Source organism: Robertmurraya dakarensis, assembly GCF_900156875.1.
Lineage (GTDB): Bacteria > Bacillota > Bacilli > Bacillales > Cytobacillaceae > Robertmurraya > Robertmurraya dakarensis.
Genome location: NZ_LT707409.1, coordinates 855,413 through 877,396 on the forward strand (window position 1 = coordinate 855,413; position 21,984 = coordinate 877,396).

A 21,984-nucleotide genomic window follows, 5' to 3' on the forward strand; every position below is an offset into this window, starting at 1 on the left:
AACAATCAATATCCTGTTTATTAATTCTTTTGCAGTTGCAGGTATGTTGATCGCTGCGATTTTCCCATTTGGTTATCAAAAAATATTTGATGCAATTCTGTAGCAGTAGAAACCATAATTCCAATGGAAGGGCAGGGTTATGGCGCAATTACGAGGGGGAAGGGAATTGAAAAAAATAACTTTAATTTCAGCTCTAATTATTGCTGTTATAGCAATTGGACTATTTTCTTTTATTAAATGGAATCCACCATTAGTGAGTGGAACGATTAGTTCATCGGGGGATAAACAATCCGTAGTTATTAGTATCGGAAACAAAGGTTTTAGTAATGTAAAGATAACTGGTGTACTAATAAATAATAATGAAGAACCATTGGTTAAAAAAATCCAGCTAAGTAATCCGTTAAAAGGTTTTATTATAGCTGATGATTTTGATGGTGAGGCGAGAGAGTACGGAATTACTAACATTGAAGATGTGATAATAGAGCCAAATACCTCTCCATCCTCACAATTAGAAAAGGTGAATAATGGTACTGCTACTGAAGATGATAAAAGCTATGGTTTAAGTATTATCAACGATAAAGAAATAAATAAGGTTATTATAAATTATAGCTATTTAGGACTTTCTTTTGAAAAAAATGTACCTATTAATCATTAAAGGATAGTGATAAAAAATAGGGGAATCCTCCTTGACGAAAGATTCCCCTTAGTATTAATTCATGATTGGTGAAGTTAAAATAATCATGACGAACGATAGTAAAATTAAATAGATTAGAGAATAACGTAAATTCGATTGTGCCCATTGCTTTACATCTTTTGCTCGTGTTCCTTTCATAGCGAGAATAATCCAACCAATGGTTAAGGAAATGGTAAAAATAAAGAAAAACCAGCCTAAAGAAGTAATTAAAAAGAAGGGGAAAGGCAGCAATGCAATAATATATATTAAATTTTGGCGAATCGTCATATCAACACCGTATACGACTGGCAGCATCGGTACACCTGCTCGTGTATAATCTTCTAATCTCTTAATGGCGATAGCCAGGGTGTGAGGAATTTGCCAAATGAATAAGATACAGAACATAACGATCGGAACGATATGATTTGCTGGCGCTAACACTGCCCAACCGATTAAAGGGGTAAATGCCCCAGAGATACTGCCTATAATCGTATTCCAAGTATATTTACGTTTTGTCCAAAATGTATAAGGGACCACATAGAAAAACCAGCCTAAAAATGAATAAATGGCTGCTTCAAATGTTGTAAATAACATCATGACCAGCCCAATGATGGTTGTAATGATCCCCGACCATAAAACGGTTTTCAAGGAAAAGTTCCCGGTAACAGTCGGTCTTTTTTGGGTGCGGACCATTTTTTTATCCAAATCCACCTCATACCAATTATTCAGCATTAACGCTCCAGAGATAACGAGAGTACTGCCGATCATGGTTAACAGAAAAAGGCCCAAATTCTCTATAAATCGTTCCCCACTAAAATAAAGTGCTAACCAAAAGCTTGTAAATACAGGCAGTACATTGGCGACTAACACTTTTCCTTTTAATAAATATTTAATATCCATTAATAAGCTAAGAAGGTTGGAAGAGCTTCCTGTGATTGTTTCTAGTGCTGTTTCAGATTGTATATGTCCGTTTTTCATAAATATCTCCTGTTATTATCATATTTATAGTGAAAATAAATAAAGAAGCGTAATAAATACCTTAATTTTACCATGAATCGTTTCTCCTATTTGTGAATTATTTATGAAATGTTGGTTCTGAACGTAATTCCTAAAATTCTTTATTTTCTTATTAGTTTGGGAAGGACCGATTCTACGTGCTTAAAATCAAAAAAAAGCCTGAGGATAGTTCCCCAAGCCATTAGATTGATATTTTTAAAGTTATCATTTACTATCGCAGCAAAAGCTTGCCCCCACAATGATAAGTAAAATAAACAATACTACAATCAAGAAAAAGTCGTTCCGATTAGTAGGACATTCATAACCATAACTATAAACAGGAGATGGACATCCATAATCATAAGCAGGAGCTGTATAGGTAGGCATTGGAGCAACATTTGGAGCAACATTAGCACCAAGAGTCGGTGGTGCGTTAAGGTTTGAATACATTATAACACTTCCCTTCGAGTAAGGTATTTCTCTATATCATACTCTTGGAGGTGAATTATGAGCCCGTCTATAAAAAAATGGGTGAACGTCAGGGTTTTTTGAAAGGAAGATATTAAATTGAATAATACAGATAATGAGCATATGAAATGGAACTTTTGCTATGGTGGACGATCGGGCGCTGCATTTTGTATGCCCTTGCGTTTCTATACGATCCTGCCGCTCTGAATAAATACTTAAAAGAAGGCCTTGTCACCAATTTCGTTACATATGCTGATTGCTGACTGTCCGGTTTTCTTGTTTCATTAAGAAGTTCAATCATTTCTTCTGATGTCCTTATATTAAATCCATGTCCAAACAATCTGCCATCCTCCAGGAGAACAGCATTCACACCTCTGAACCATGGTGTTTTTTTATCAAAGTCAGGATTATTAACGTACACGACATCTCCAGGCAACAAATGATTGGAATAAAACGTAATGATACCTAGGTCAGTATCTGTATGCCAGCTGTAAAGATACAAATTCCGAAACAGTGAATTAAATGAATTTCTCCCAATACTATTCAATATGGCATGGTAATAGATGATTGGAATAGCCGTTGCACATTCAAATGCATAGAGAGAACTGTTCCGGAATATATCCAAAATCGCATCAGCCGGGCGCACATCGGGTCTTAAAAGAAACCCGCCTGCCCTTGTTAATTGCCAGTACTTGGGATTGCAACGGGCATGTGCAAAGGTTGTAAACTCTGCTTGACTTTTGTTCATTTCTTTCGCACTTTGAATAATGTTCTTTCGGACCTGAAGTTCAAACAGTAATTCATACTCGGAATAATAAGAATAAAAGATGGGAGCATTCTGCATCTCTTGAATAATGGTTTTCTCTATACTTCCAAGCTGCCAATTTTCATTCAGTTGAAACGGGATCCCTGATATTTGGATCATACAATCCCCCATTCCTAAATCGCTTTTCAACTCATTCATATCTATCGTATTCTCATTATTTTTAATCATGTTAAGATGTTGACAATAATTAGCTGTCCAATCATAATATTTCCAATAAACGCTCGTACGACAGAAGGATGGACAAATTGATTTCTAGGTGTTAGATTATCTGGATAAAATATAGAGCCATCAGGATTAAAGCTTTTATCTTGTATCATGAAATGATTACGCATGAAGGTCTCGACGGAACTAGCCCTATATGATCTTGCTGAAGCGTAAGTAACCATTTAAGAGAATTAAAAGAAGGGGGACAAAGTGAAGAATTACGATATTATCTTTTTTGATGTAGATGACACGCTTTTTGATTTTACTAAATCGGAGCAAGAAGCTTTTTATAAAGTCTTTGAAAAATATAATTTATTAAATAACTTAAAGCTATTTGAGAAGAGTTATCAAGAAATTAGTAAAGTGTTGTGGAGAGGTTTAGAACATGGAAAGATGACCCTTATTGAACTAGGTTCGGAGAGATTTAGGAGATTATTTTTAAAACATCAAATTAAGCTTGACGCAGTTGTTTTCAACCAAGATTATTTAGGTTTTCTTGGAGAAGGAACGCACCTCGTCCCAGGAGCTGAAAAGCTCATAACCGACCTCTCGCATAAACGCTTAGCAATTATTACTAACGGTTACACTGATGTACAAACGTCTAGAATTAATAATTCCCCGTTAGTAAATACATTTGAACATATTATTATCTCTGAAACCACTGGAATCCAAAAACCACATACAGGAATTTTTGATTATGCTTTTCATAAGCTGCAAATTTCAGATAAATCTAACGTTCTTATGGTAGGAGATTCATTGACTTCTGATATTCAAGGTGGAATGAACTATGGTATTGATACTTGCTGGTTCAATCCTAGACACAAGGTAAATGATACAGCAATAAAACCTACTTACGAGATAAACAAATTAGAAAGTCTTCTAGAGATAATAAAATAATGTTCTTTGTAAAACAAAAATACGGTTGTGTTCAAGCTTAAAGTCTATATTTGCATTTTTATGTCCCATGAGTGGCTGCGTTTTAGCCCGGCCACCGTCATATTAAGCCTAAGCCCCATAAATACGAGCGGGGGATTTTTTTGATAATGGAACGATTTTGAGAAATGTAAAAAGGTACGGTACTACGTTCACACCGATATTTTCCCTTTATTTATCATTCTAATAGTGGCGATAATGCCTCTGCAAATTAACATTTTTGAGATAAGGCTTATGAATGAGTGGTACCAAGTCCAGCCTTTTTTCCATGTAATAAGCTTGGTTTTCTTTGCAGCAATCGTTTCTACCAATATTTGCGGTATGACAAAAGGAAAAAGCTTCATGATAATTCCAGTTAGGCTGCTGTTGAGTGTCCATTGATTATAATAAAGTAACATTAAAGGGTAATGTATAAAATCAAAAGGGAGGTGGATTGCAGATTTCGGAAACGGCTTCTTTTTGTACTTTAAATAACCTTTTGACACTAAATATTTATCTGCGAAATAATTGCCGATGATACTCACAAGGTATACAATCACCCAATCTTTAAAAGAACGTTTTATGATTGCAAATGGCAATAAAACTAACCCAATTATAGTAGTGAAAATTAAGAAATGATATGGGAAACTTTTTACTTTCAATTTTTACACCTCCATCTATATATTGTTGTATTTAAAAATTTTTATGTAATATATCTAAAATACAACTTACAATATATAAATGATGATAAATGAAAAAAGCCCAGATTCCTTTAACAGAATCTCGGGCCCATGAACTTAATAGATCGTCATCATTTTTCTGACCACCGTATCTATTTGTCTAGTATAACTTGAACCTTTGTGTTCTACCAAAATACTAAAAGCATACCATTTGCCGCTATCGCCTTGGACGTAGCCGGCAAGTGTCGAAACACCATCCAGGCTGCCTGTTTTTGCGGTGACGCGATTTTTAACACCGGGTTCAATATAGCGGTTTCGCAATGTTCCGCCTACTGAACGGTCTCTTTGGCCTCCGACAGGTAAGCTTGATAAAAATGTCCTCTGATAATAGGGCTGCTGCGGTTGTTTGACAAGTAGTAACGTTTGTTGAACAGCGTTCACTCTATTCTCGTGAGAAATACCTGAACCATCTTCAAATTTCCATTGATTCATGTCTAATCCAATTGATTTCCCATATTCTCTTAGTACCTTTAGGCCATGTTCCCAATCTCCAACATTATGTACTTTCTTGCCCATCGTTTTTACCAAAATATCGGCAATTCCATTATTGCTTAACTTCATAAAAACAGGCATGATTTGCTTTAATGGCTGGGAACGTTTTGTACCTAATGAAACAGCCTGGCTTGGCACCGTTGCATAATCTACCTTCGAATCAGGACCAAATTTTATCCCTTGAGCAGTAAGAGTATTCTTAAAAGAATGGATCGTACTTAATGTAGGGTTAAACATCGTTACCCATTCTTTTTTCGAGCTTCCTTGCGGCAAGTTCCCAGAAATGATGATTTGATTGGTACGATATTTTCTTTCAATCTTTAAAGTGTTCTTGCTTCCACGGCTGACAGTTTTAGCCTGATTAATCAATCTTAATCCACTTGCGTTTGGCTGCACCGAAATGCTTGGAGCAGAACCAACCCTTGCTGGGGCAGCGTTCACAATCACTGTACTCACATCGAAGTCATTGTCAGGTGAGGTCGTTAGTGCTGAAATGGGAGCACCGTAATAATACGTTTCATCTTCTGGCCAAATACCAGGCGATAGGCGGGCACCTGTGAACCAAGTGTCATCACCATATATATTCCCGTTGATTTGCACAATTCCTTTTTTCTTCAATGTATTACTAAAGGTAACAAAATCTTTCACCTGCAGTGTAGGATCACCCTCGCCACGAAGGTAGATATTTCCGTGAAGAACTCCGTTTTGAATGGTTCCATCCATTAACATTTGCGTGGAGAAAAAGTAATCTTCCCCTAACACCTCTAAAGCGGCAGCAGCTGTTAATAGTTTCAAAGTAGAAGCTGGTTTGATTCCATTGTTCCCATAGTACTCATAGACAAGTTCTCCCGTATTCAAATCACGAACGGCGATGGAGAAATCCGTCCCATGAACCTGCTGGTTAACCGTTTTGGTTAATTCACTATTCGCCTCTGTTTGGATGCTGAAAAAAGTAGACGCAAGTGCCAATAAAAAGAATAATATGTATACCTTGCTTTGATTTTTCAATTCGTTTCCACCTCCTTTAATCTACTAAACTTTACCATAATAATCTATGATTCTACAATATTCTACTTATTAGATAAAAAATTAGCAGGGAAAATTTCGCTTCAGTCAGCATATTTATTTTCGCTGCGGATAAAGGAAATTAATTTTTCACAATAATTCCGTTTGCATGAAATCCGCCTGTTATTATGTTAATGTAAGGGCATACAATAGTTAAAATACTTTTATAGAAAAGGAAGCGAGCTTATGTCTAACTTAAAAGTGAGAGTGGAACATGATTTCTTAGGATCCAAGGAAGTACTTGCGGATGCTTATTATGGGGTGCAAACTCTTCGGGCTGTTGAGAACTTTCCGATTACAGGATATCGTATCCATGATGAACTAATTAAGGCATTTGCTATGGTAAAAAAGGCTGCTGCTCTTGCAAACATGGACGTAAAGCGGCTTTATCCTGGGATTGGAGAAGCAATCGTACAAGCGGCACAGGAAATCATTGATGGGAGATGGCATGATCAATTTATCGTTGATCCCATTCAAGGAGGAGCAGGGACTTCGATTAATATGAATGCGAATGAAGTCATTGCCAATCGTGCCCTTGAAATTTTGGGCAAAGAAAAAGGGCAGTACGGTGAACTTAGTCCGAATAGTCATGTCAATATGTCACAATCGACAAACGATGCGTTCCCAACGGCTATCCACATTGCTACCCTTAACCTGTTAGAAAAATTATTAGATACCATGAGAACGATGCAAAATGAGTTCAAGAAAAAAGCAGCAGAATTTGATCATATTATCAAAATGGGGCGGACTCATCTTCAAGATGCTGTACCGATCCGCCTTGGCCAAGAATTTGAAGCATATAGCAGGGTCATTGAAAGAGATATCAAGCGAATTCAGCAGTCACGCCAGCATTTATATGAAGTGAATATGGGGGCAACCGCTGTAGGGACCGGATTGAATGCCAACCCTAAGTATATTAAATTGGTGGTGCAATATCTTGCAGACATCAGTAAATTACCGATTGTGGGAGCAGAACATCTAGTCGATGCAACGCAAAACACGGACACTTATACGGAAGTCTCGGCAGCATTGAAAATATGTGCCATCAATATGTCTAAAATTGCTAATGACTTGCGGCTGATGGCATCTGGTCCGCGTGCAGGTTTGGGGGAGATCACCTTGCCAGCCCGCCAGCCAGGCTCTTCGATCATGCCAGGGAAAGTCAATCCCGTCATGGCAGAAGTCGTCAATCAAGCCGCTTTTCAAGTAATTGGCAATGATCACACGATTTCGCTGGCATCAGAAGCGGGCCAGCTTGAATTGAATGTCATGGAACCGGTTCTTGTTTTCAATTTACTGCAATCAATTAGTATACTGAACAATACTTTCGCTACTTTCACCAAAAATTGCTTAGTGAATATTGAAGCGAATGAAGAGAGAATGAAGGAATATGTTGAAAAAAGCGTAGGAATCATTACCGCTGTTAATCCGCATCTCGGTTATGAAGTCGTTTCCCGTATTGCCCGGGAAGCATATTTGACAGGTAAATCAGTTCGTGAACTATGCTTGAAATATGATGTACTATCAGAAGAAGAATTAGATAAAATCCTTGATCCTTTCGAAATGACCAAGCCTGGAATAGCCGCAGAGGAACTTCTTTACGATAATTAATTTATTAATCCTATACAGGAGGCGGTTCTGCTGTTAACAGTGGAACTGGCTCCTGTATTATATTTAAATAGGAAGGGGGTTGATGATCTTGATAGGAACAGTGCATATTCTAAATGGGCAGGAAATGTACCGTTTTTTTAAGAAAAAACAATTCCTTGAAGAGGAGATCTTAATACCCTTTAACGAAGCGATGTGTTTTGGGGAGACATGCAATGACCTTTTTTCGCAGGAATTCATAAACATGCGAGCGAAAGTTCATCAAGTGTCTATACAACAATACTCTGAAATCACTCTTGACCCGTTAAGGCCTTTTTTTAAGGGGAATTTTGATAAAATAAATCTATGGTTCGACACTGATATGTTTTGCCAAATAAATCTCCTAACCCTTCTTGCTTGGTTGGATTTTACACACTATGGAGGAGCAGCTCACCTTCATCTAGTAGATGACCATTTTGAACTTGTTCATCATTTTGAAATAGAGGTAAGAGGATATTATTCTCTTTATAAACAAGTGTTGATTGCTAAAGAAATGCCTAAACATATTGAACCAGCTCCTATAAAAAAGGGGGTAGCACTGTATTTGAATTATCTTCATAAAGACAGTTACCTTATGAAATTTATTAGTGAGCACCAACATGTACAGGAAAAAGAACTGGTCAATTTACTGCTCCATCAATTCAGGGAATACGGATTAGGAGATCAACAATATTCAAAAATTATTGAATCTTACCGCAAAGGTGAAAGTCTTTATTAGCTCTGCCGCAGGTAATTTGAACTAAGATGATAGAATAGAAGGATGAGAAATAATTAATGATGAAGATGAGGGATGAAACTGTGCTGATTCGTGAAATTGAAGAAAAAGACAATCAAACTATAGAGGAAATTATAAAAACATCATTGGAATCTTTTAACTTAAATATTCCAGGAACCGCTTATTTCGACCCGCAGCTGAGCAGTCTAGCACAATTTTACAAGGAACAATATAATGCAAAATACTGGGTTGCCGTGAATGATCAGGATGAAGTGGTAGGCGGTGTAGGGATTGCACCATTTGGACAGAAGAGGGGGATTTGCGAACTGCAAAAGCTCTACATAACCCCAGAAGCTCAAGGGACCGGTTTGTCGAAGCAACTAATGAACGCAGCGCTCGACTTCGCGAAGAAACATTATACACACTGTTATTTAGAGACGTTGAAGAAACTCGAAGTTGCGAATCTCCTTTATACCAAATTAGGTTTCAAGCAGCTTGAAAGACCACTAGATGGTTCTGAGCATGGTGCGATGGATGCTTGGTATATAAAAGAATTATAGTAAAGTTCATTTGGGGATCCGGTCCTATGTTAAAGGGGATGAGAACCGAAACAATCGCAAGAAGCGAAGGAACTGGTCTTCATCAAGAGGATGAGAACCGAAACAACCGCAACAAGCGAAGGAATCGGTCTTCATCAAGGGGATGAGAACCGAAATAACCGCAGCTGGAGAAGGAACCGGTCTTCATAAAGAGGTTGAGAACCGAAACAATCGCGACAAGCGGAGGAACCGGTCTTCATCAAGAGGATGAGAACCGAAACAACCGCAGCTGGAGAAGGAACCGGTCTTCATAAAGAGGATGAGAACCGAAACAATTGCAACACGAAAAGAAAACGGTCTTCATCAAGGAGATGAGAACCGAAACAACCGCAACAAGCGGAGGAACCGGTCTTCATCAAGGGAATGAGAACCGAAACAACAGCACCAAGAAAAGGAACCGGTCTTCATCAAGGAGATGAGAACCGAAACAACAACAGCAAGAGATAGAACCGGTCATCATCAAGAGGATGAGAACCGAAACAACAGCACCAAGAAAAGCTACCGGTCTTCATAAAAAACTGGGGACCAGCACCATTATTTTTATAAAAGGAAGATTGATATATGAGTAAGGTTCAACAATTTTGGAATCATTTCTGCGCAGAAAATCAACTAGAAGGTGAAGAATACAAAGATGCTTTTCAATTTGGAGCTTCTCCTGATTGGTTAGCAGAGTTAGTGGTTGAAGGCAAGAAGACTGCAACCACTTCTGGCTTTGTGTTTTACGAGTTAGAAAAAGAAGCGATCCCCCAAGCTGGTGAATATTATATTGTGCTAGATAGTCAGGACGAGCCAGTCGCTGTCATTCAAATTCAATCCGTTGAAGTAGTGCCGATGAATGAGGTTACAGAGGCATTTGCGTTAGCAGAAGGGGCAGGAGATTACCAGTTTTGGTGGAATGCACACGAAAAGTTCTTTACCGAAGCATTAAAAGAATACGATATGGAATTTTCACCAAATATGTTAGTAGTATGTGAACGGTTCAAAAAAATATATCCAAAATAAGTAGTTACATATATAAATGGGCAGCGTTTCTTTTAGACCAAGCTGCCATAGGGGCGGGTGTTAAAGATGAAAAGATATATAATGGCCTCCTTTGCTTACTTAACAACAGGAACAGGTATTTATCATACTTTTTTCAGTGGTTCCAAATTTTATGAATTCCTTATTTTAACGATTGGGTTAGCAGGTGTTCTGTATGACTTCTTTTATAAAAAGATCCACACAGGCTGAGTTTACTTTTTCTCACCAGACGGTTAAGATCATCAGCCACTTCATAACACATTGGTGGACAGACACTTAGTTGCTTTTAGTAAATAAAGAATTAAGTCCAAGTATCAAATTTGTATTGATTACTGAATCCTACATGCCTTAAGATATTGAAAAGAAGGGGTGTAAACATGTTTGGAATTATGAACTTTGAAGTTTTTTTAGTAACAGCGATCTTGCTTAATTTAACTCCTGGCACAGATACGATGTACATTGTGAGCAGAAGTATTTCTCAAGGAAGGTCGGCAGGAATTTATTCGGCTCTTGGCATTTCTGCTGGAATCGTGGTTCATACATTTTTAGCGGCTTTTGGACTATCCGTCATTTTAATGAAATCCGATTTTCTATTTAATTTAATCAAACTTGCAGGAGCGTTCTATCTAGCCTATTTAGGCATAAAGATGATTTTGGCAAAAAATAAGACTAAACAAGAACAATCTATGCCAAATACAAGCAATAAAAAGATTTTCCTCCAAGGGATGATCACGAATGTAACCAATCCGAAAGTGGCGTTATTTTTCTTAGCTTTTCTACCGCAATTTATTCATACGAATTCAGGTGTTTCAACACCAGCGCCATTTATTATTCTAGGGCTTACCTTTACCCTGACAGGGGGGATTTGGTGTTTAATTACTGTTTATTTTTCTTCTATGGCAACCAGCAAATTAAGAGGCAACACGAAAGTCTCTACTGTTCTAAATAAGTTAACGGGAATTGTTTTTATCGCAATGGGGATTAAACTACTACAAACAAAAGCAGCATCTTAAGAAGAGGAGAGCATTGGCATACAATGCTCTTTGATTTTTATAGTGTTGGATATTCAATGCTCGTCAAATGATAAATAATCTATTCTAATCTAAAATTTAACATACTTCTTCCTTGTATCTTACCTCCTTCAAGCCATAAAAACTCAAGGGCATACTGAGAACCAATCATTTCTTCATCTACTATCAATTCTAAAGGTGTGTTGAAGATGTCAATCTTTTCCCTTTTTATCTCTCTCATTTCATTCTCTGTATCTATGAGAATAAAGTTTATTACACTAGGCTGGGGATTCACCGTAAGCCAATCAATTTGCAGTTTATCGCCTTTTTCAACATTTCCTGAATGAATATCAGGGTAATGATAGTTGTTATGGTCATCACAAGTATTCCAGCATACTTCCTCATAACTATGATCAAACACAATGCCATCGGACCCTGCTGCGTTAACTTTTTTAAAAGAAGGCATGTCCATACTAAAGAACTCTGGCAGCTTTCCATCTTCTATTTCCTTTTTAGGTTCAATAACAATATTTCCAACATATTGGGCCTTGCCTGCTGAGTTAGTAAATTCTACTTCCAAGATATAATTCCCGGTGTCAGCAGGAAATCGAAATTCACCAGAGTCGCTCATTTCAAGCTGAATTCGTTTGTCATCCTTTAAGAGGGCAGCTGTAATCGTTGCATCAGTCCAAATATCGCCGCCATTTTCTTCGTTCTCTTCAATGCTCAAAAATCCTTTTTGACCTGAAAAAACGATAATTTCATCTAGTGAAGAAGCATATTCTGCTATATTTTCTATGCTTTGCTGTGCATCTTCACTCGCCGTTTTCCAACTGATATTCGCCTCAGCTAATTGAACAGTGTAATGGTCAAAATTCAAATGAGCAGTAGGAACGCCCACATCATAATCTTCAGCAAAACAGCCTGTTACTAGAAAGAAAATAAGTATTCCTATACATAATTTTAAAAAAACCCTCATCATACACCTCAATTCGAATCACTTCGTCTTTTAGTTAAATTTAACATAAAAAACCATTCGTTGTGATACGTAATAGTGAATAAAAAGATTACCGCTGCCCAAAGAGACAGAAGAGGCCACATTTTGGATTTAATTAATGTTAAAATTTAGATAACAATTTATAGCTGGGGGAGTGATGTTCGTGCTGAGGTTTGTTGATGACTTGGCAGGAGCTATATTTGATGTATTTAAATTTATTATTAGGTCACTAAGTTATTTACTAGCGGGAATGATCATCGTTGCCATTCCAATGTATCTGATTGTTTGGTTAGTGGGTGTGTTACCGTAATGATTTTGAGTAAACAGTGCATACCTTTCAGAAGGAGGCGAGTTTAATGAAGAAGTTTTTATGGATGATGTATGCGGTCTTGCGAGGGATATTCCAAATCCTGTATGTAATCTTATGGATCTCTGCATCAATCGAATTTTTAAAAGAGGGAGATTATGGTGGATTTTTCATATGGCTAGCCTTTGGTGGGTTCTTTTTCTGGGTTGTCTTTTATCTGTTCTTGAAAAGTAGAAGAAGAAGAAAAAGAGCTTCCCATTATTCTAAAAGTGATTCTGTAGATGGCGATTTCTTCGGTTCATTTTGGGATTCCAGTGGCAGTGCATCCTCTGATAGCGGGGGAGGAGACGGTGGTGGAGGTGGAGGCGGAGATTAATAGAAGTTAAACAAAAATCTTCCAAGACGGAAGATTTTTTTTAGTTGGGATACCACCGCTGGGGAAACAGCCTCTTACAACTGCATCTGTATTGCAGCTGTTCCTGATAGATTCTGTGACAAGGTCGTATAACTACCCGAAATTCTCACAAAAGAATACTTTTTTCTAAAAAAGCACAAAAACCATGTCAGGAAATCTAACATGTTAATTGTGGGGGAAAGATGGCAACATTATACTTTAAATAAATAAAGCTTAACCTCCAATTCAATAAAGGTTTCCAAAAGAAATATCGGTGGAAACAAAAAGGCTGTCTAGGGTTCCGTTAATGATGGATCATTTTTCTCATTAAGACTGGTCCGAGAGATGGCGTACAGACTTCTTTTGTCTGTAACACGGAAGGATAAAAGCCTGGGAGATTTAACAAATCTCCCAGGCTTATTTATTTTAAAGAAATAATTCTATTAAAAATAAGCGATGAGGTGGAAAGATGAAGAAGAAACGAATGTTGTTAGGTATTTTGTTGGGAATGTTATTGTTTACTACAGCCTGTGGGAATTCGGGAGGAAGTGAGGTAAGCGGGGAGGATAAAAAGGATCCTATTAAAATTGGTTTTAGTGCGCTGCCAAGCTTTTATTTATGGCATTTAATTGAAGAAAAAGGATTCTTCGAAGAAAAAGATGTGGAAGTTGAATTAGTCTGGTTCCCGGTCTATTCAGATTCTCTTGCAGCTCTGAATACTGGAAAAATCGATGGGAACAGCCAAGCTTTGCTTGATACAATCGCTCCTTTAGCCGAAGGAATTGACTTAAAAACTGTTTTCATTATGGATAATTCCAATGGCGGCGACGGTTTGGTTGCAAGTGACGGAATTACTTCCATTCAAGATTTAAAAGGAAAGAAAATTGGAACTGAAATCGGAACGATCGCACATTTCTTTATGCTTACGGCATTAAATGATGTGGGGTTAAAAGAATCAGATATTCAGTTCACCAATTTATCGATAGCGGATGCTGGGAATGCATTTTTATCCGGTCAACTAGATGCAGCCGGTCTTTGGGAGCCATCCTTAAGCAAAGCAGTAGAGAAGAAAGGGGCACATAAACTTGTTTCTTCTGCAGATTATCCTGGGTTGATCTCGGATGTATTTGTCGTACGAGGCGAAGTTGCTAACGAACGAAAAGAAGAGGTTGAAAAGATTACCGCTGCATGGTTCGAGGGGATTGAGTATTTAAAAAATCATTATGATGAATCAATCGAAATTACCGCAGATGCGGCAGAGATCTCAACAGCGGAATTAGATTTAGGAATGCAAGGATTCAGGTTATTTACAGTAGACGAAAACCAAGCGGCCTTTAAGGAAGGAAGCAGCTACGAATCCTTCTATTATACAGCAGAAGAGAATGCTAAATTTTTGAAAGACTTAGAATTCATTGACGAGATTCCTGACTTTAGTGGATTTGTTGATCTATCCTTTATAGAAAAAGAGTTAGAAAAAAATGAATAGGGAAGGAGGAGAAAAAATGAAGAAAAACAAGTGGAATAAACTGTTAGCTATTCGAGAAGATATTCCGAAAAAGTGGTATCTTTTGGGGATTTTGTTTACCTTTATTTTCCTTTTTATTATATGGAATGCTCTCAGCTTCATGAAGTTAGTTGATGAAGTATTTCTGCCTACCCCAGTTGAAGTCGTTATTTCGTTCATACTATCGATGGTCGATTCCGCTTATTGGGGAGAAATTGGCATTAGTGTTTATCGAGTATTTATGGGGTTTCTCCTCGCATGTTTGGTTGGAATTCCACTGGGGATCCTTGCAGGAACATTTAAGTTCGCAGAATCTCTCATCATTCCGGTATCAGAATTTATCCGTTATATGCCTGCAGCCGCGTTCATTCCTCTCATCATGGTATGGGTAGGAATCGGAGAACCAGCAAAAATTCTCGTTATTTTTATCGGTTGTTTCTTCCAGCTTGTGTTAATCGTCGCAGATGATACAAACCGAATTAGTAAAGATTTGCTATCAGCCTCTTATACTCTCGGGGCCAATCGCTTTCAAGTGATTACTAGAGTTATCATTCCTGCTATGCTTCCAAAATTAATGGCAACTATGCGCTTAATTATGGGGTGGGCTTGGACTTATTTAGTCGTGGCGGAACTAGTAGCTGCTGATAGTGGTTTAGGCTATTCCATTATGAAGGCCCAACGATTTTTGGATACAGAATCCATTTTTGTAGGAATCATTGTTATTGGATTATTAGGTTTGATTATTGACCGATGTTTTGCCATGGCGAATAAAAAATTATTTCCTTGGGCTGAAGGAGGGAACTAAATGGGAGTGGCATTGAAATCAGAGATCATCCAAGTTAGGAAAGAGCAACCGGAGATTGATATTAGAGGATTATCAAAAGTATATCAAACAAAAAATAATCGTTTTGAAGCACTAAAAGATGTCTCTTTACATGTGAACAATGAGGAATTCGTCTCTATATTGGGTCCTTCAGGCTGCGGTAAGTCAACGATTCTTCGTATCCTGGCCGGACTGGAAGAAGCATCCTCCGGGAATGTAAGAGTAGCTGGTCATGAAGTAACAGGACCAAGTGCTGAAAGGGGAATGGTGTTCCAATCGTATACCCTATTCCCTTGGCTGACAGTTCGTGAAAATATTGAATTTGGGCTTAAATTGAAAGGATTAAAAGCAAAAGAGCGAAAAGAGATTTCTGATAAATATTTAGAGCTAGTTGGCTTGGAACGATTCGCGAACTCGTATGGCAAAGAGCTTTCAGGAGGAATGAAACAGCGGGTAGCCATTGCCCGATCAATGGCCAATAGTCCTGATGTGCTATTAATGGATGAACCATTTGGCGCACTTGATGCACAGACGAAACAATCCATGCAGCATCTATTATTGGATATTTGGAAAAAGGAAAAAACCACCATTGTGTTTATCACCCATGACATTGATGAATCGTTGTTTTTATCACAGCGAATTTATGTGATGGATGCAAGGCCGGGGAGAATTTCAGAAGAAATTGATGCCGATCTGGGGTTATTTAAGGACGGCGAATTAGTCGATGTCGATCGGTTTATGAAAATGAAGAAACATATTATTTCATTGTTAAAACATTAAAATATCAAGATAGTTTTTAAAAGAAGGGGGAGTGTTGATCATTCCGTATTATCTGGCCAAACAGAAGTGCATCAACTGTTACCTTGTTCTTAAAGATTAAATTGAGAGGAGAATTTATATGAATATATTGGTTACTGGTGGAATGGGGTTTTTAGGAAGCACTTTAGTGAAAATGCTTAGAGAAAGAGGAGATCGTGTCATTAGTTTTGATCGTAAAGCCATTGAGAGTGATGACCATCAATTAACGTATGTACAAGGGGATCTGCTTGACTTTTCCCTTTTACTCGAAACGATAAAGAAGTACGAAGTCGAAAGAATCATACATACTGCAGCGATTTCTCATCCTGCTGCAGCAATTGATATTCCGTATCAAACTGTGTTGACGAATGCCGTTGGGACTACGCATGTGTTTGAGGCTGCCCGTCTAAGTGGTATTAAGCGTGTGGTGAATTTAAGTTCTGAATATGCTTACGGGAATAATGAGCATTTGGTAACTACAAATGAGGATATTCCCTTGCATCCAACGGGTGTATATGGAGCAACGAAGGTTTTCACAGAAAAACTTGCAGGTGGTTATCGAAATCATTATGGAATGGAGATTCCTTCACTGCGTCCCGGTTGGATATACGGACCAGGGCAGTTCATGCAATGTTATATGAAAACGCTCCTTCGCAATGCGATTGATGGAGTGCCGACGATTGAGCCGGAAGGTAGGGATCACGGCTTCCAATACGTTCATGTCAGGGATGTCGCTCAAGCATGTATTTTAGCGTGTACAGTGGATTCATTGGACACTTATGTTTATTCCATTACGGCAGGTGACAAAATTGCTTACGGTGATTTAATTGGATTGGTAAAAGACTTATATCCAGAAGCAAAGATTGACGTTGGCGAAGGAAATTTCTCGGTAATAGATCGTTATGCGACAATCGATATTTCTAGAGCAAGGAAAGAACTGGGGTATCAGCCTGTCTATGATCTTAAAAGCGGCGTAGAAATGTATGCGAAGTGGTTAGAATCCCATCCATATTAAAAGGAGAGTGTTTTTTATGAATAGAAATAAATTAGCAAATCGGTATCCGCGTGCGACGGAAATCCTAGAAGAGATGAAGGACTCGATCAAGGACGGAATCATCCCGATTGGAATTTTTAATGATGAGGAAATCTATCAAATGGAAATAGAACAAATATTTGGCCGAAAATGGATCTTTCTGGGCCATGAATCGGAAATTCCTGAACAAGGGGATTATGTGCTGCGGTATATCGGAGAAGATCCTTTCATAGTCGCCAGGGATGAAAGCGGCGAAATCAATGTCATGCTGGATGCTTGCTGTCACCGAGGGGTACGGATCTGTAAGGCTGAACAAGGGAATACCTCGCATTTCCGCTGCCCCTATCATGGGTGGATTTATAAAAATAATGGAAAGCTGATCGGGATGCCAGCTCAAAGACAGGCATATAACGATTTAAATAAAGAAGATTGGGGCTTAATCCATATAAGACTAGAAATCTATCACGGTTTCATCTTTGGCTGTCTCAGTCAGGATACCCCGCCGCTTGAAACTTACTTGGCCGATCAAAAGTATTATTTGGATATGCTGTTTGGTCTGCATAAAGGCGGAGTCGAGGTGTTGGCTGAACCACAAAGATGGGTGGTAAATGCGAACTGGAAGCTGGCCGCTGAAAACTTCAGTGGTGATGATTACCACTTAATCTTTCTGCATCACTCGGCTTCCGATATTGGAGCAACACCCTATTCGATGTTCGAGAATATGAAAGGCTATCATATTCATGCCGGTAATGGTCATTGTGTCAGCATTGCATTAGAAAGGGATCAAGACGGCTCGAAAACGGAATTCCCATACTGGAATTTTCCTAAGGATATTTATAAGACTTTCGACCTCGATTCATTAGACGAAAAACAGAAAGAGATTGTCCGGGATTCAAAAGAAATGCTCGGCAATATCTATCCGAATTCCTCCTTCTTAGTGATGTCGGTAACATCTGACCAGCAATCAGAACCTGTGCCATTTTTCAGCATACGACAATGGCGGCCGCTGGGTCCAGATAAAATTGAAATTTGGAATTGGATGTTTATGTATAAAGACACACCAGAGCAATTTAAACAAGATTCATACCGGGCAGGAATGACTAATTTTAGCATGTCGGGAATTTTTGAAATGGATGATACATTAACATGGGAAACTGCTACGTGGACAGCGGGGAACCATTTTTCTAAAAAGAATTTAAAGCTTAATTATCAAATGGGCATGTATAGAATGGGCACTGCAGAAGTAGACGATAAATGGCCAGGACCAGGAAAAGCCTATTACCCACGTTATGGAGAAGGAAACCAAAGGTATTTATACACCTCTTATTTAAGGGATATGCTTGGTGAGGAAAAGGATCAGGAAGGAGCTGAAATCAAACAAGATGGCAAAGACTATTCAAAATCAATTAGTAGATAAGGATTTATTAGTAAGGGAAGGGGAACGGTTTCTCTATACTGAGGCAGAGATTCTCGACGCCGGTGACTACCAAAAATGGCTTACTCTTTTAACGGACGATATTGCTTATCAAATTCCAATTAGGACGACGCGGGAGCGAAATGCACACTCGTCGTTCAGCAGTCAGGCATTTCATATGAATGAGAATAAAGCTTCGTTGGAAATGCGTGTGGCTAGAGTTTATACAGATTATAATTTTGTTGAAGATCCTCCCTCAAGATCCCGCCATTTTTTGACTAATTTTCGTTTGGTGAGTGTAGACAAGCCGAATTCGAAATGTGAGATGGTAATGAAATGCAATATGCTTATTTATCGAAGCAAATTTGACTTCGTCTCCCATGATGTTCTTTCGGGTGAACGGGAGGACACGTTAAGAAAGGAAGACGGCAGGTGGAAACTGGCGAAACGAACGGTTTATCTTGATCATACGACGATGGGCATGAGCAATTTAGCGATATTTTTATAAAAGGGGGTTCCACACTTGAAACAAAACAAACAAGAAATTAGGATTTCAAATGAATTTGCCTCGATCATCGTGAGGAAAGTTAGCACAAGAAATGGAGAAAGGCTGGAGATTGAATCACCAGGCCTTGATCTCCGAATTCGCTTAGATGCTCTCCAAATGGAGAGTATCGTTTGGCAAAAACCAGAATTTTTTTCACAGCTATTGGCCAATCCACTCGAAGCAAGAAAAATGGATTCTTAAAGAAATCTTTGAATTATAATGAAGGAGAGAATATCCATATTAGTTAATAAAGAGGAGGTAGATGGGATGATTGTGTGGAAGGATGAAAATCTGACCCTTTTTCGCAGTGTGTTATACGAGACGATTTCTTCTGTTCTTGTCACGGAAGATTGTGTCATTGTTGTGGATCCTTGCTGGCTGCCGCATGAAGTAGAAGAAATCAAGCAGTACGTGAAAGAGGTTATAGGAAGCCGGCCGCTTTACTTACTATTTACTCATTCGGATTATGACCATATTATCGGCTATAGAGCCTTTCCAGAAGCAAAGGTTATCGCAAGCCATGCTTTTGATACAAAATCGCTAAACGACAAGGAAGACATTATCGAACAAATTAAGGAATTTGATGATGAATATTATGTATCTAGAAACTATGAAATTGACTATCCGAAAGTGGATCACCCTATTAAAGGAGAAGAAGTCAGTTTTTCAATCGGAAATACGAAATTAACTTTCTTTCAAGCACCAGGGCATAATGACGATGGAATGTTAACAGTCATAGAGCCTATGGGGATTATTATAGCCGGAGATTATTTTTCTGATATCGAATTTCCTTATATATATTTTAGCAGCTATGAGTATGAAAAAACGGTATTAAAACTGGACTATATCTTAGAACACTATCCTATCAATTTGCTGGTAACGGGTCATGGAACTCCTACAAGGGATTTTGCTGAAATGAAAAAAAGACAGCATGATTCATTAGATTATATACATAAGATGCGAGAGTTCGTTGTAGAAGAAAATAAAGAAAGCATAGATCAAATAATTGAGGGCTGTAAGTTTCCGAGAAACATGAAGAAGTTTCACAAGAACAACCAATTACTATTTAAATCTGAATCTAAATGAATTTTTTGGGGGAAATTAAATTGATCAAGAACAGTGTTACACGTACTCTGCGATCGTTCGGAAGGGCTAATCGATGACATCAGAGCAAATTATGGAAGTATCTTTAAAGCATTTTGCCAAAAATGGTTATGAAGGTGCGTCATTGGCACAGATTGCAGAGGATGTTGGGATTAAAAAACAGTCTATTTATACCCATTTTAAAGGAAAAGATGATCTGTTTCTACAGTTATTGAGGGATGCGAGTGAGAATGAAATAAGATTTGTTACTAATTTTATTGAATTTAACAAGACTCGGCCAGTCAAGGAGTTTTTATATGATTTTCTGTTGCAGTGCATAGATCGATATAAAAAGAATGATTCTAATAAGTTTTGGATTCGTACGGCATTTTTTCCACCCAACCATCTTAACGATATCGTAATGAAAAATGTGAATGAATACCTCGATAAGGTACAAGAACTTTTGATTTCGATTATAAAAAAAGCTATGGATGAAGGAGAACTTGGTTCAAAAATCAGTGACAAACGAGCTGCTGCTGCATTCTTAGGAATTTTAGATGGAATATTGGTTGAAATGGTATATGGCGGGGTAGAACGACTACAGAAAAGACTGACTGCCTCTTGGTCTGTATACTGGTATGCACTTTCAAATCAATAAGTGCTGATATTAGCAGCGGAAGCTTAGGATGAACTTATTGCTTCCTGCTTCAATTTCTATTCGACACAGCCATTACACCCACTTATCCTAATGTCTGAGATTCAAAAATTCTTTATAATTTACATATAAGGCCACCCTCAATAAAAAAGGGTGGCCTGAATACACTTGTTTTTAATTTTCTCTAAAAAGCTCCATGAACGCATGGAAAATTTCTATTCCTTGATAGGCAAATAGAGATAATGATGTTAACGATAAAAAGCCGATAATAATGAATCGAATCCACATGAAATTTTGTCCTCCTTTGAATAATGAATAGGTTAATTCCTTTGATCAAAAGAGGGAACAATCACATAATTCGATTGAAAGTATACTGGGGTCAGCAAACGAAAAATTCTTCGATAGTAAACCAAATTGCCGTTAATATATGCAATCGCTATGAATAACGTTAATAAAATAAAAGCAGAAGACCATGCCCCTGGAAAAGTGTGCTTCTTTGAATCGTCGATTGGCGAATCGCCGATTTCGCTAAAAAAAGTATACGCTGCTGCTTCTTCTTGTACAGCATTTATTTTCAATCCATCTTTAAGGCTGTTAAATTGCTCATACGAAAAAATAGAGATTAGTAATATTAAAAGATACCCAATATACTTATTCAATAAAGATGGCCTCCTTTTTGGAGTAGTGTTTTCATCATACACCAGTTAAAAAAATAGTTAAACAATTATTTTTTCTTCACCAATATCCTTTCCCGCTCAAGAAATTGCAAAGTGCATGCTACATAGGATATGCTGCAAATTCTCTTTTTATCCCATAAAATTTTTTAATCAGGGTTCTATTTTTCTAGTGAATAGTTTTTCCAATAAAGATAGAACTTATAGAAATATAAGCGACAAAAAATTATAATGTTATGAATATACTGAATTTTATTTTAATTTAAAGGATAATTTCATATAATGAATCTAAGAATGAATGTTTGGGAGATTCTCATAGCTTTAAGAATAATTGTATAGGATAAAAGCAGCATGTTAGTTATGATTCTGTGACCCACATAACCTATAT

The 21,984-nt window shown here is 37.8% G+C and carries 26 protein-coding genes and 1 riboswitch; of the genes, 19 read left to right on the forward strand and 7 right to left on the reverse strand.

Going from position 1 to position 21,984, the window contains the following annotated elements:
* The first annotated feature begins 166 nt into the window (after positions 1-166).
* Positions 167-655 carry a hypothetical protein gene (locus tag CZ487_RS13150; protein WP_077212595.1) on the forward strand — a complete coding sequence of 163 codons (489 nt, stop codon included), beginning with the start codon at positions 167-169 and terminating at the stop codon, positions 653-655.
* 54 nt (positions 656-709) lie between these two features.
* Here the strand turns inward: CZ487_RS13150 and cyoE are convergent, their stop codons facing one another.
* From cyoE to CZ487_RS13165, 3 genes are all read right to left on the reverse strand, one after another.
* The gene (gene cyoE, locus CZ487_RS13155) at positions 710-1,651 is read right to left on the reverse strand and encodes a heme o synthase (RefSeq protein WP_077212597.1); all 942 of its coding nucleotides are present in this window, start codon (positions 1,649-1,651) and stop codon (positions 710-712) included.
* Positions 1,652-1,894: 243 nt separating this feature from the next.
* On the reverse strand, positions 1,895-2,119 hold the full coding sequence (locus tag CZ487_RS13160; protein ID WP_077212599.1) for a YjcZ family sporulation protein: 225 nt from the start codon (positions 2,117-2,119) through the stop codon (positions 1,895-1,897).
* Positions 2,120-2,231: 112 nt separating this feature from the next.
* A complete protein-coding gene (locus tag CZ487_RS13165) occupies positions 2,232-3,062 on the reverse strand; it encodes a protein-glutamine gamma-glutamyltransferase (protein ID WP_077212600.1) in 831 nt (276 codons plus the stop codon).
* 315 nt (positions 3,063-3,377) lie between these two features.
* Between CZ487_RS13165 and CZ487_RS13170 the strand changes: the two genes are divergently transcribed.
* A complete protein-coding gene (locus CZ487_RS13170; protein ID WP_077212602.1) occupies positions 3,378-4,064 on the forward strand; it encodes a YjjG family noncanonical pyrimidine nucleotidase in 687 nt (228 codons plus the stop codon).
* A gap of 188 nt (positions 4,065-4,252) precedes the next feature.
* On the opposite strand, the gene CZ487_RS13175 is transcribed toward CZ487_RS13170, so the two are convergent.
* On the reverse strand, positions 4,253-4,741 hold the full coding sequence (locus tag CZ487_RS13175) for a CBO0543 family protein (RefSeq protein ID WP_084783255.1): 489 nt from the start codon (positions 4,739-4,741) through the stop codon (positions 4,253-4,255).
* A 135-nt stretch (positions 4,742-4,876) separates the two neighbouring features.
* A complete protein-coding gene (gene dacB / locus CZ487_RS13180) occupies positions 4,877-6,319 on the reverse strand; it encodes a D-alanyl-D-alanine carboxypeptidase/D-alanyl-D-alanine endopeptidase (protein WP_161949640.1) in 1,443 nt (480 codons plus the stop codon).
* A gap of 243 nt (positions 6,320-6,562) precedes the next feature.
* On the opposite strand from dacB, the gene aspA reads away from it, so the two are divergent.
* The 6 genes from aspA to CZ487_RS13205 all read left to right on the forward strand — a co-directional run bounded on the left by aspA (position 6,563) and on the right by CZ487_RS13205 (position 11,370).
* Entirely contained in the window at positions 6,563-7,987 is a 1,425-nt protein-coding gene (gene aspA, locus CZ487_RS13185; protein WP_077212604.1) for an aspartate ammonia-lyase, read from the forward strand.
* An 88-nt stretch (positions 7,988-8,075) separates the two neighbouring features.
* Entirely contained in the window at positions 8,076-8,741 is a 666-nt protein-coding gene (locus CZ487_RS13190; RefSeq protein ID WP_077212606.1) for a hypothetical protein, read from the forward strand.
* Between the two features lie 80 nt (positions 8,742-8,821).
* A complete protein-coding gene (locus CZ487_RS13195) occupies positions 8,822-9,298 on the forward strand; it encodes a GNAT family N-acetyltransferase (protein WP_077215308.1) in 477 nt (158 codons plus the stop codon).
* A gap of 600 nt (positions 9,299-9,898) precedes the next feature.
* Positions 9,899-10,339, forward strand: coding sequence for an ASCH domain-containing protein (locus CZ487_RS13200; RefSeq protein WP_077212608.1), 441 nt, complete (start codon positions 9,899-9,901; stop codon positions 10,337-10,339).
* Positions 10,340-10,405: 66 nt separating this feature from the next.
* Complete coding sequence (locus CZ487_RS26635) at positions 10,406-10,567, forward strand: hypothetical protein (RefSeq protein ID WP_154676034.1); 162 nt, start codon at positions 10,406-10,408, stop codon at positions 10,565-10,567.
* 167 nt (positions 10,568-10,734) lie between these two features.
* Complete coding sequence (locus tag CZ487_RS13205) at positions 10,735-11,370, forward strand: LysE family translocator (RefSeq protein ID WP_077212610.1); 636 nt, start codon at positions 10,735-10,737, stop codon at positions 11,368-11,370.
* A gap of 79 nt (positions 11,371-11,449) precedes the next feature.
* On the opposite strand, the gene CZ487_RS27165 is transcribed toward CZ487_RS13205, so the two are convergent.
* Entirely contained in the window at positions 11,450-12,349 is a 900-nt protein-coding gene (locus tag CZ487_RS27165) for a hypothetical protein (RefSeq protein ID WP_237562882.1), read from the reverse strand.
* Between the two features lie 178 nt (positions 12,350-12,527).
* Between CZ487_RS27165 and CZ487_RS27170 the strand changes: the two genes are divergently transcribed.
* The 11 genes from CZ487_RS27170 to CZ487_RS13260 all read left to right on the forward strand — a co-directional run bounded on the left by CZ487_RS27170 (position 12,528) and on the right by CZ487_RS13260 (position 20,925).
* Positions 12,528-12,674, forward strand: coding sequence for a hypothetical protein (locus CZ487_RS27170; RefSeq protein ID WP_202617832.1), 147 nt, complete (start codon positions 12,528-12,530; stop codon positions 12,672-12,674).
* Between the two features lie 46 nt (positions 12,675-12,720).
* Complete coding sequence (locus CZ487_RS13215; RefSeq protein WP_077212613.1) at positions 12,721-13,047, forward strand: hypothetical protein; 327 nt, start codon at positions 12,721-12,723, stop codon at positions 13,045-13,047.
* Positions 13,048-13,347: 300 nt separating this feature from the next.
* Positions 13,348-13,464: riboswitch (guanidine-I (ykkC/yxkD leader) on the forward strand.
* 70 nt (positions 13,465-13,534) lie between these two features.
* The gene (locus CZ487_RS13220) at positions 13,535-14,551 is read left to right on the forward strand and encodes an ABC transporter substrate-binding protein (protein WP_077212614.1); all 1,017 of its coding nucleotides are present in this window, start codon (positions 13,535-13,537) and stop codon (positions 14,549-14,551) included.
* A 16-nt stretch (positions 14,552-14,567) separates the two neighbouring features.
* Positions 14,568-15,374, forward strand: coding sequence for an ABC transporter permease (locus CZ487_RS13225; RefSeq protein WP_077215309.1), 807 nt, complete (start codon positions 14,568-14,570; stop codon positions 15,372-15,374).
* Positions 15,375-16,172 carry an ABC transporter ATP-binding protein gene (locus tag CZ487_RS13230; protein WP_202617833.1) on the forward strand — a complete coding sequence of 266 codons (798 nt, stop codon included), beginning with the start codon at positions 15,375-15,377 and terminating at the stop codon, positions 16,170-16,172.
* Positions 16,173-16,290: 118 nt separating this feature from the next.
* Positions 16,291-17,205 (forward strand): NAD-dependent epimerase/dehydratase family protein, encoded by a 915-nt coding sequence (locus CZ487_RS13235; RefSeq protein WP_077212616.1) that lies wholly within the window; start codon positions 16,291-16,293, stop codon positions 17,203-17,205.
* A gap of 16 nt (positions 17,206-17,221) precedes the next feature.
* Positions 17,222-18,640, forward strand: coding sequence for an aromatic ring-hydroxylating oxygenase subunit alpha (locus CZ487_RS13240; RefSeq protein ID WP_077212618.1), 1,419 nt, complete (start codon positions 17,222-17,224; stop codon positions 18,638-18,640).
* Positions 18,606-19,145, forward strand: coding sequence for an aromatic-ring-hydroxylating dioxygenase subunit beta (locus CZ487_RS13245; protein WP_077212619.1), 540 nt, complete (start codon positions 18,606-18,608; stop codon positions 19,143-19,145). Before CZ487_RS13240 ends, CZ487_RS13245 begins: the two co-directional genes overlap by 35 nt.
* A gap of 15 nt (positions 19,146-19,160) precedes the next feature.
* Positions 19,161-19,385 carry a hypothetical protein gene (locus CZ487_RS13250; protein WP_077212620.1) on the forward strand — a complete coding sequence of 75 codons (225 nt, stop codon included), beginning with the start codon at positions 19,161-19,163 and terminating at the stop codon, positions 19,383-19,385.
* A 66-nt stretch (positions 19,386-19,451) separates the two neighbouring features.
* The gene (locus tag CZ487_RS13255) at positions 19,452-20,270 is read left to right on the forward strand and encodes an MBL fold metallo-hydrolase (RefSeq protein ID WP_077212621.1); all 819 of its coding nucleotides are present in this window, start codon (positions 19,452-19,454) and stop codon (positions 20,268-20,270) included.
* 73 nt (positions 20,271-20,343) lie between these two features.
* The gene (locus tag CZ487_RS13260; RefSeq protein WP_077212622.1) at positions 20,344-20,925 is read left to right on the forward strand and encodes a TetR/AcrR family transcriptional regulator; all 582 of its coding nucleotides are present in this window, start codon (positions 20,344-20,346) and stop codon (positions 20,923-20,925) included.
* Positions 20,926-21,242: 317 nt separating this feature from the next.
* Here the strand turns inward: CZ487_RS13260 and CZ487_RS13265 are convergent, their stop codons facing one another.
* Positions 21,243-21,581 carry a hypothetical protein gene (locus CZ487_RS13265; RefSeq protein WP_077212623.1) on the reverse strand — a complete coding sequence of 113 codons (339 nt, stop codon included), beginning with the start codon at positions 21,579-21,581 and terminating at the stop codon, positions 21,243-21,245.
* Between the last annotated feature and the right edge of the window lie 403 nt (positions 21,582-21,984).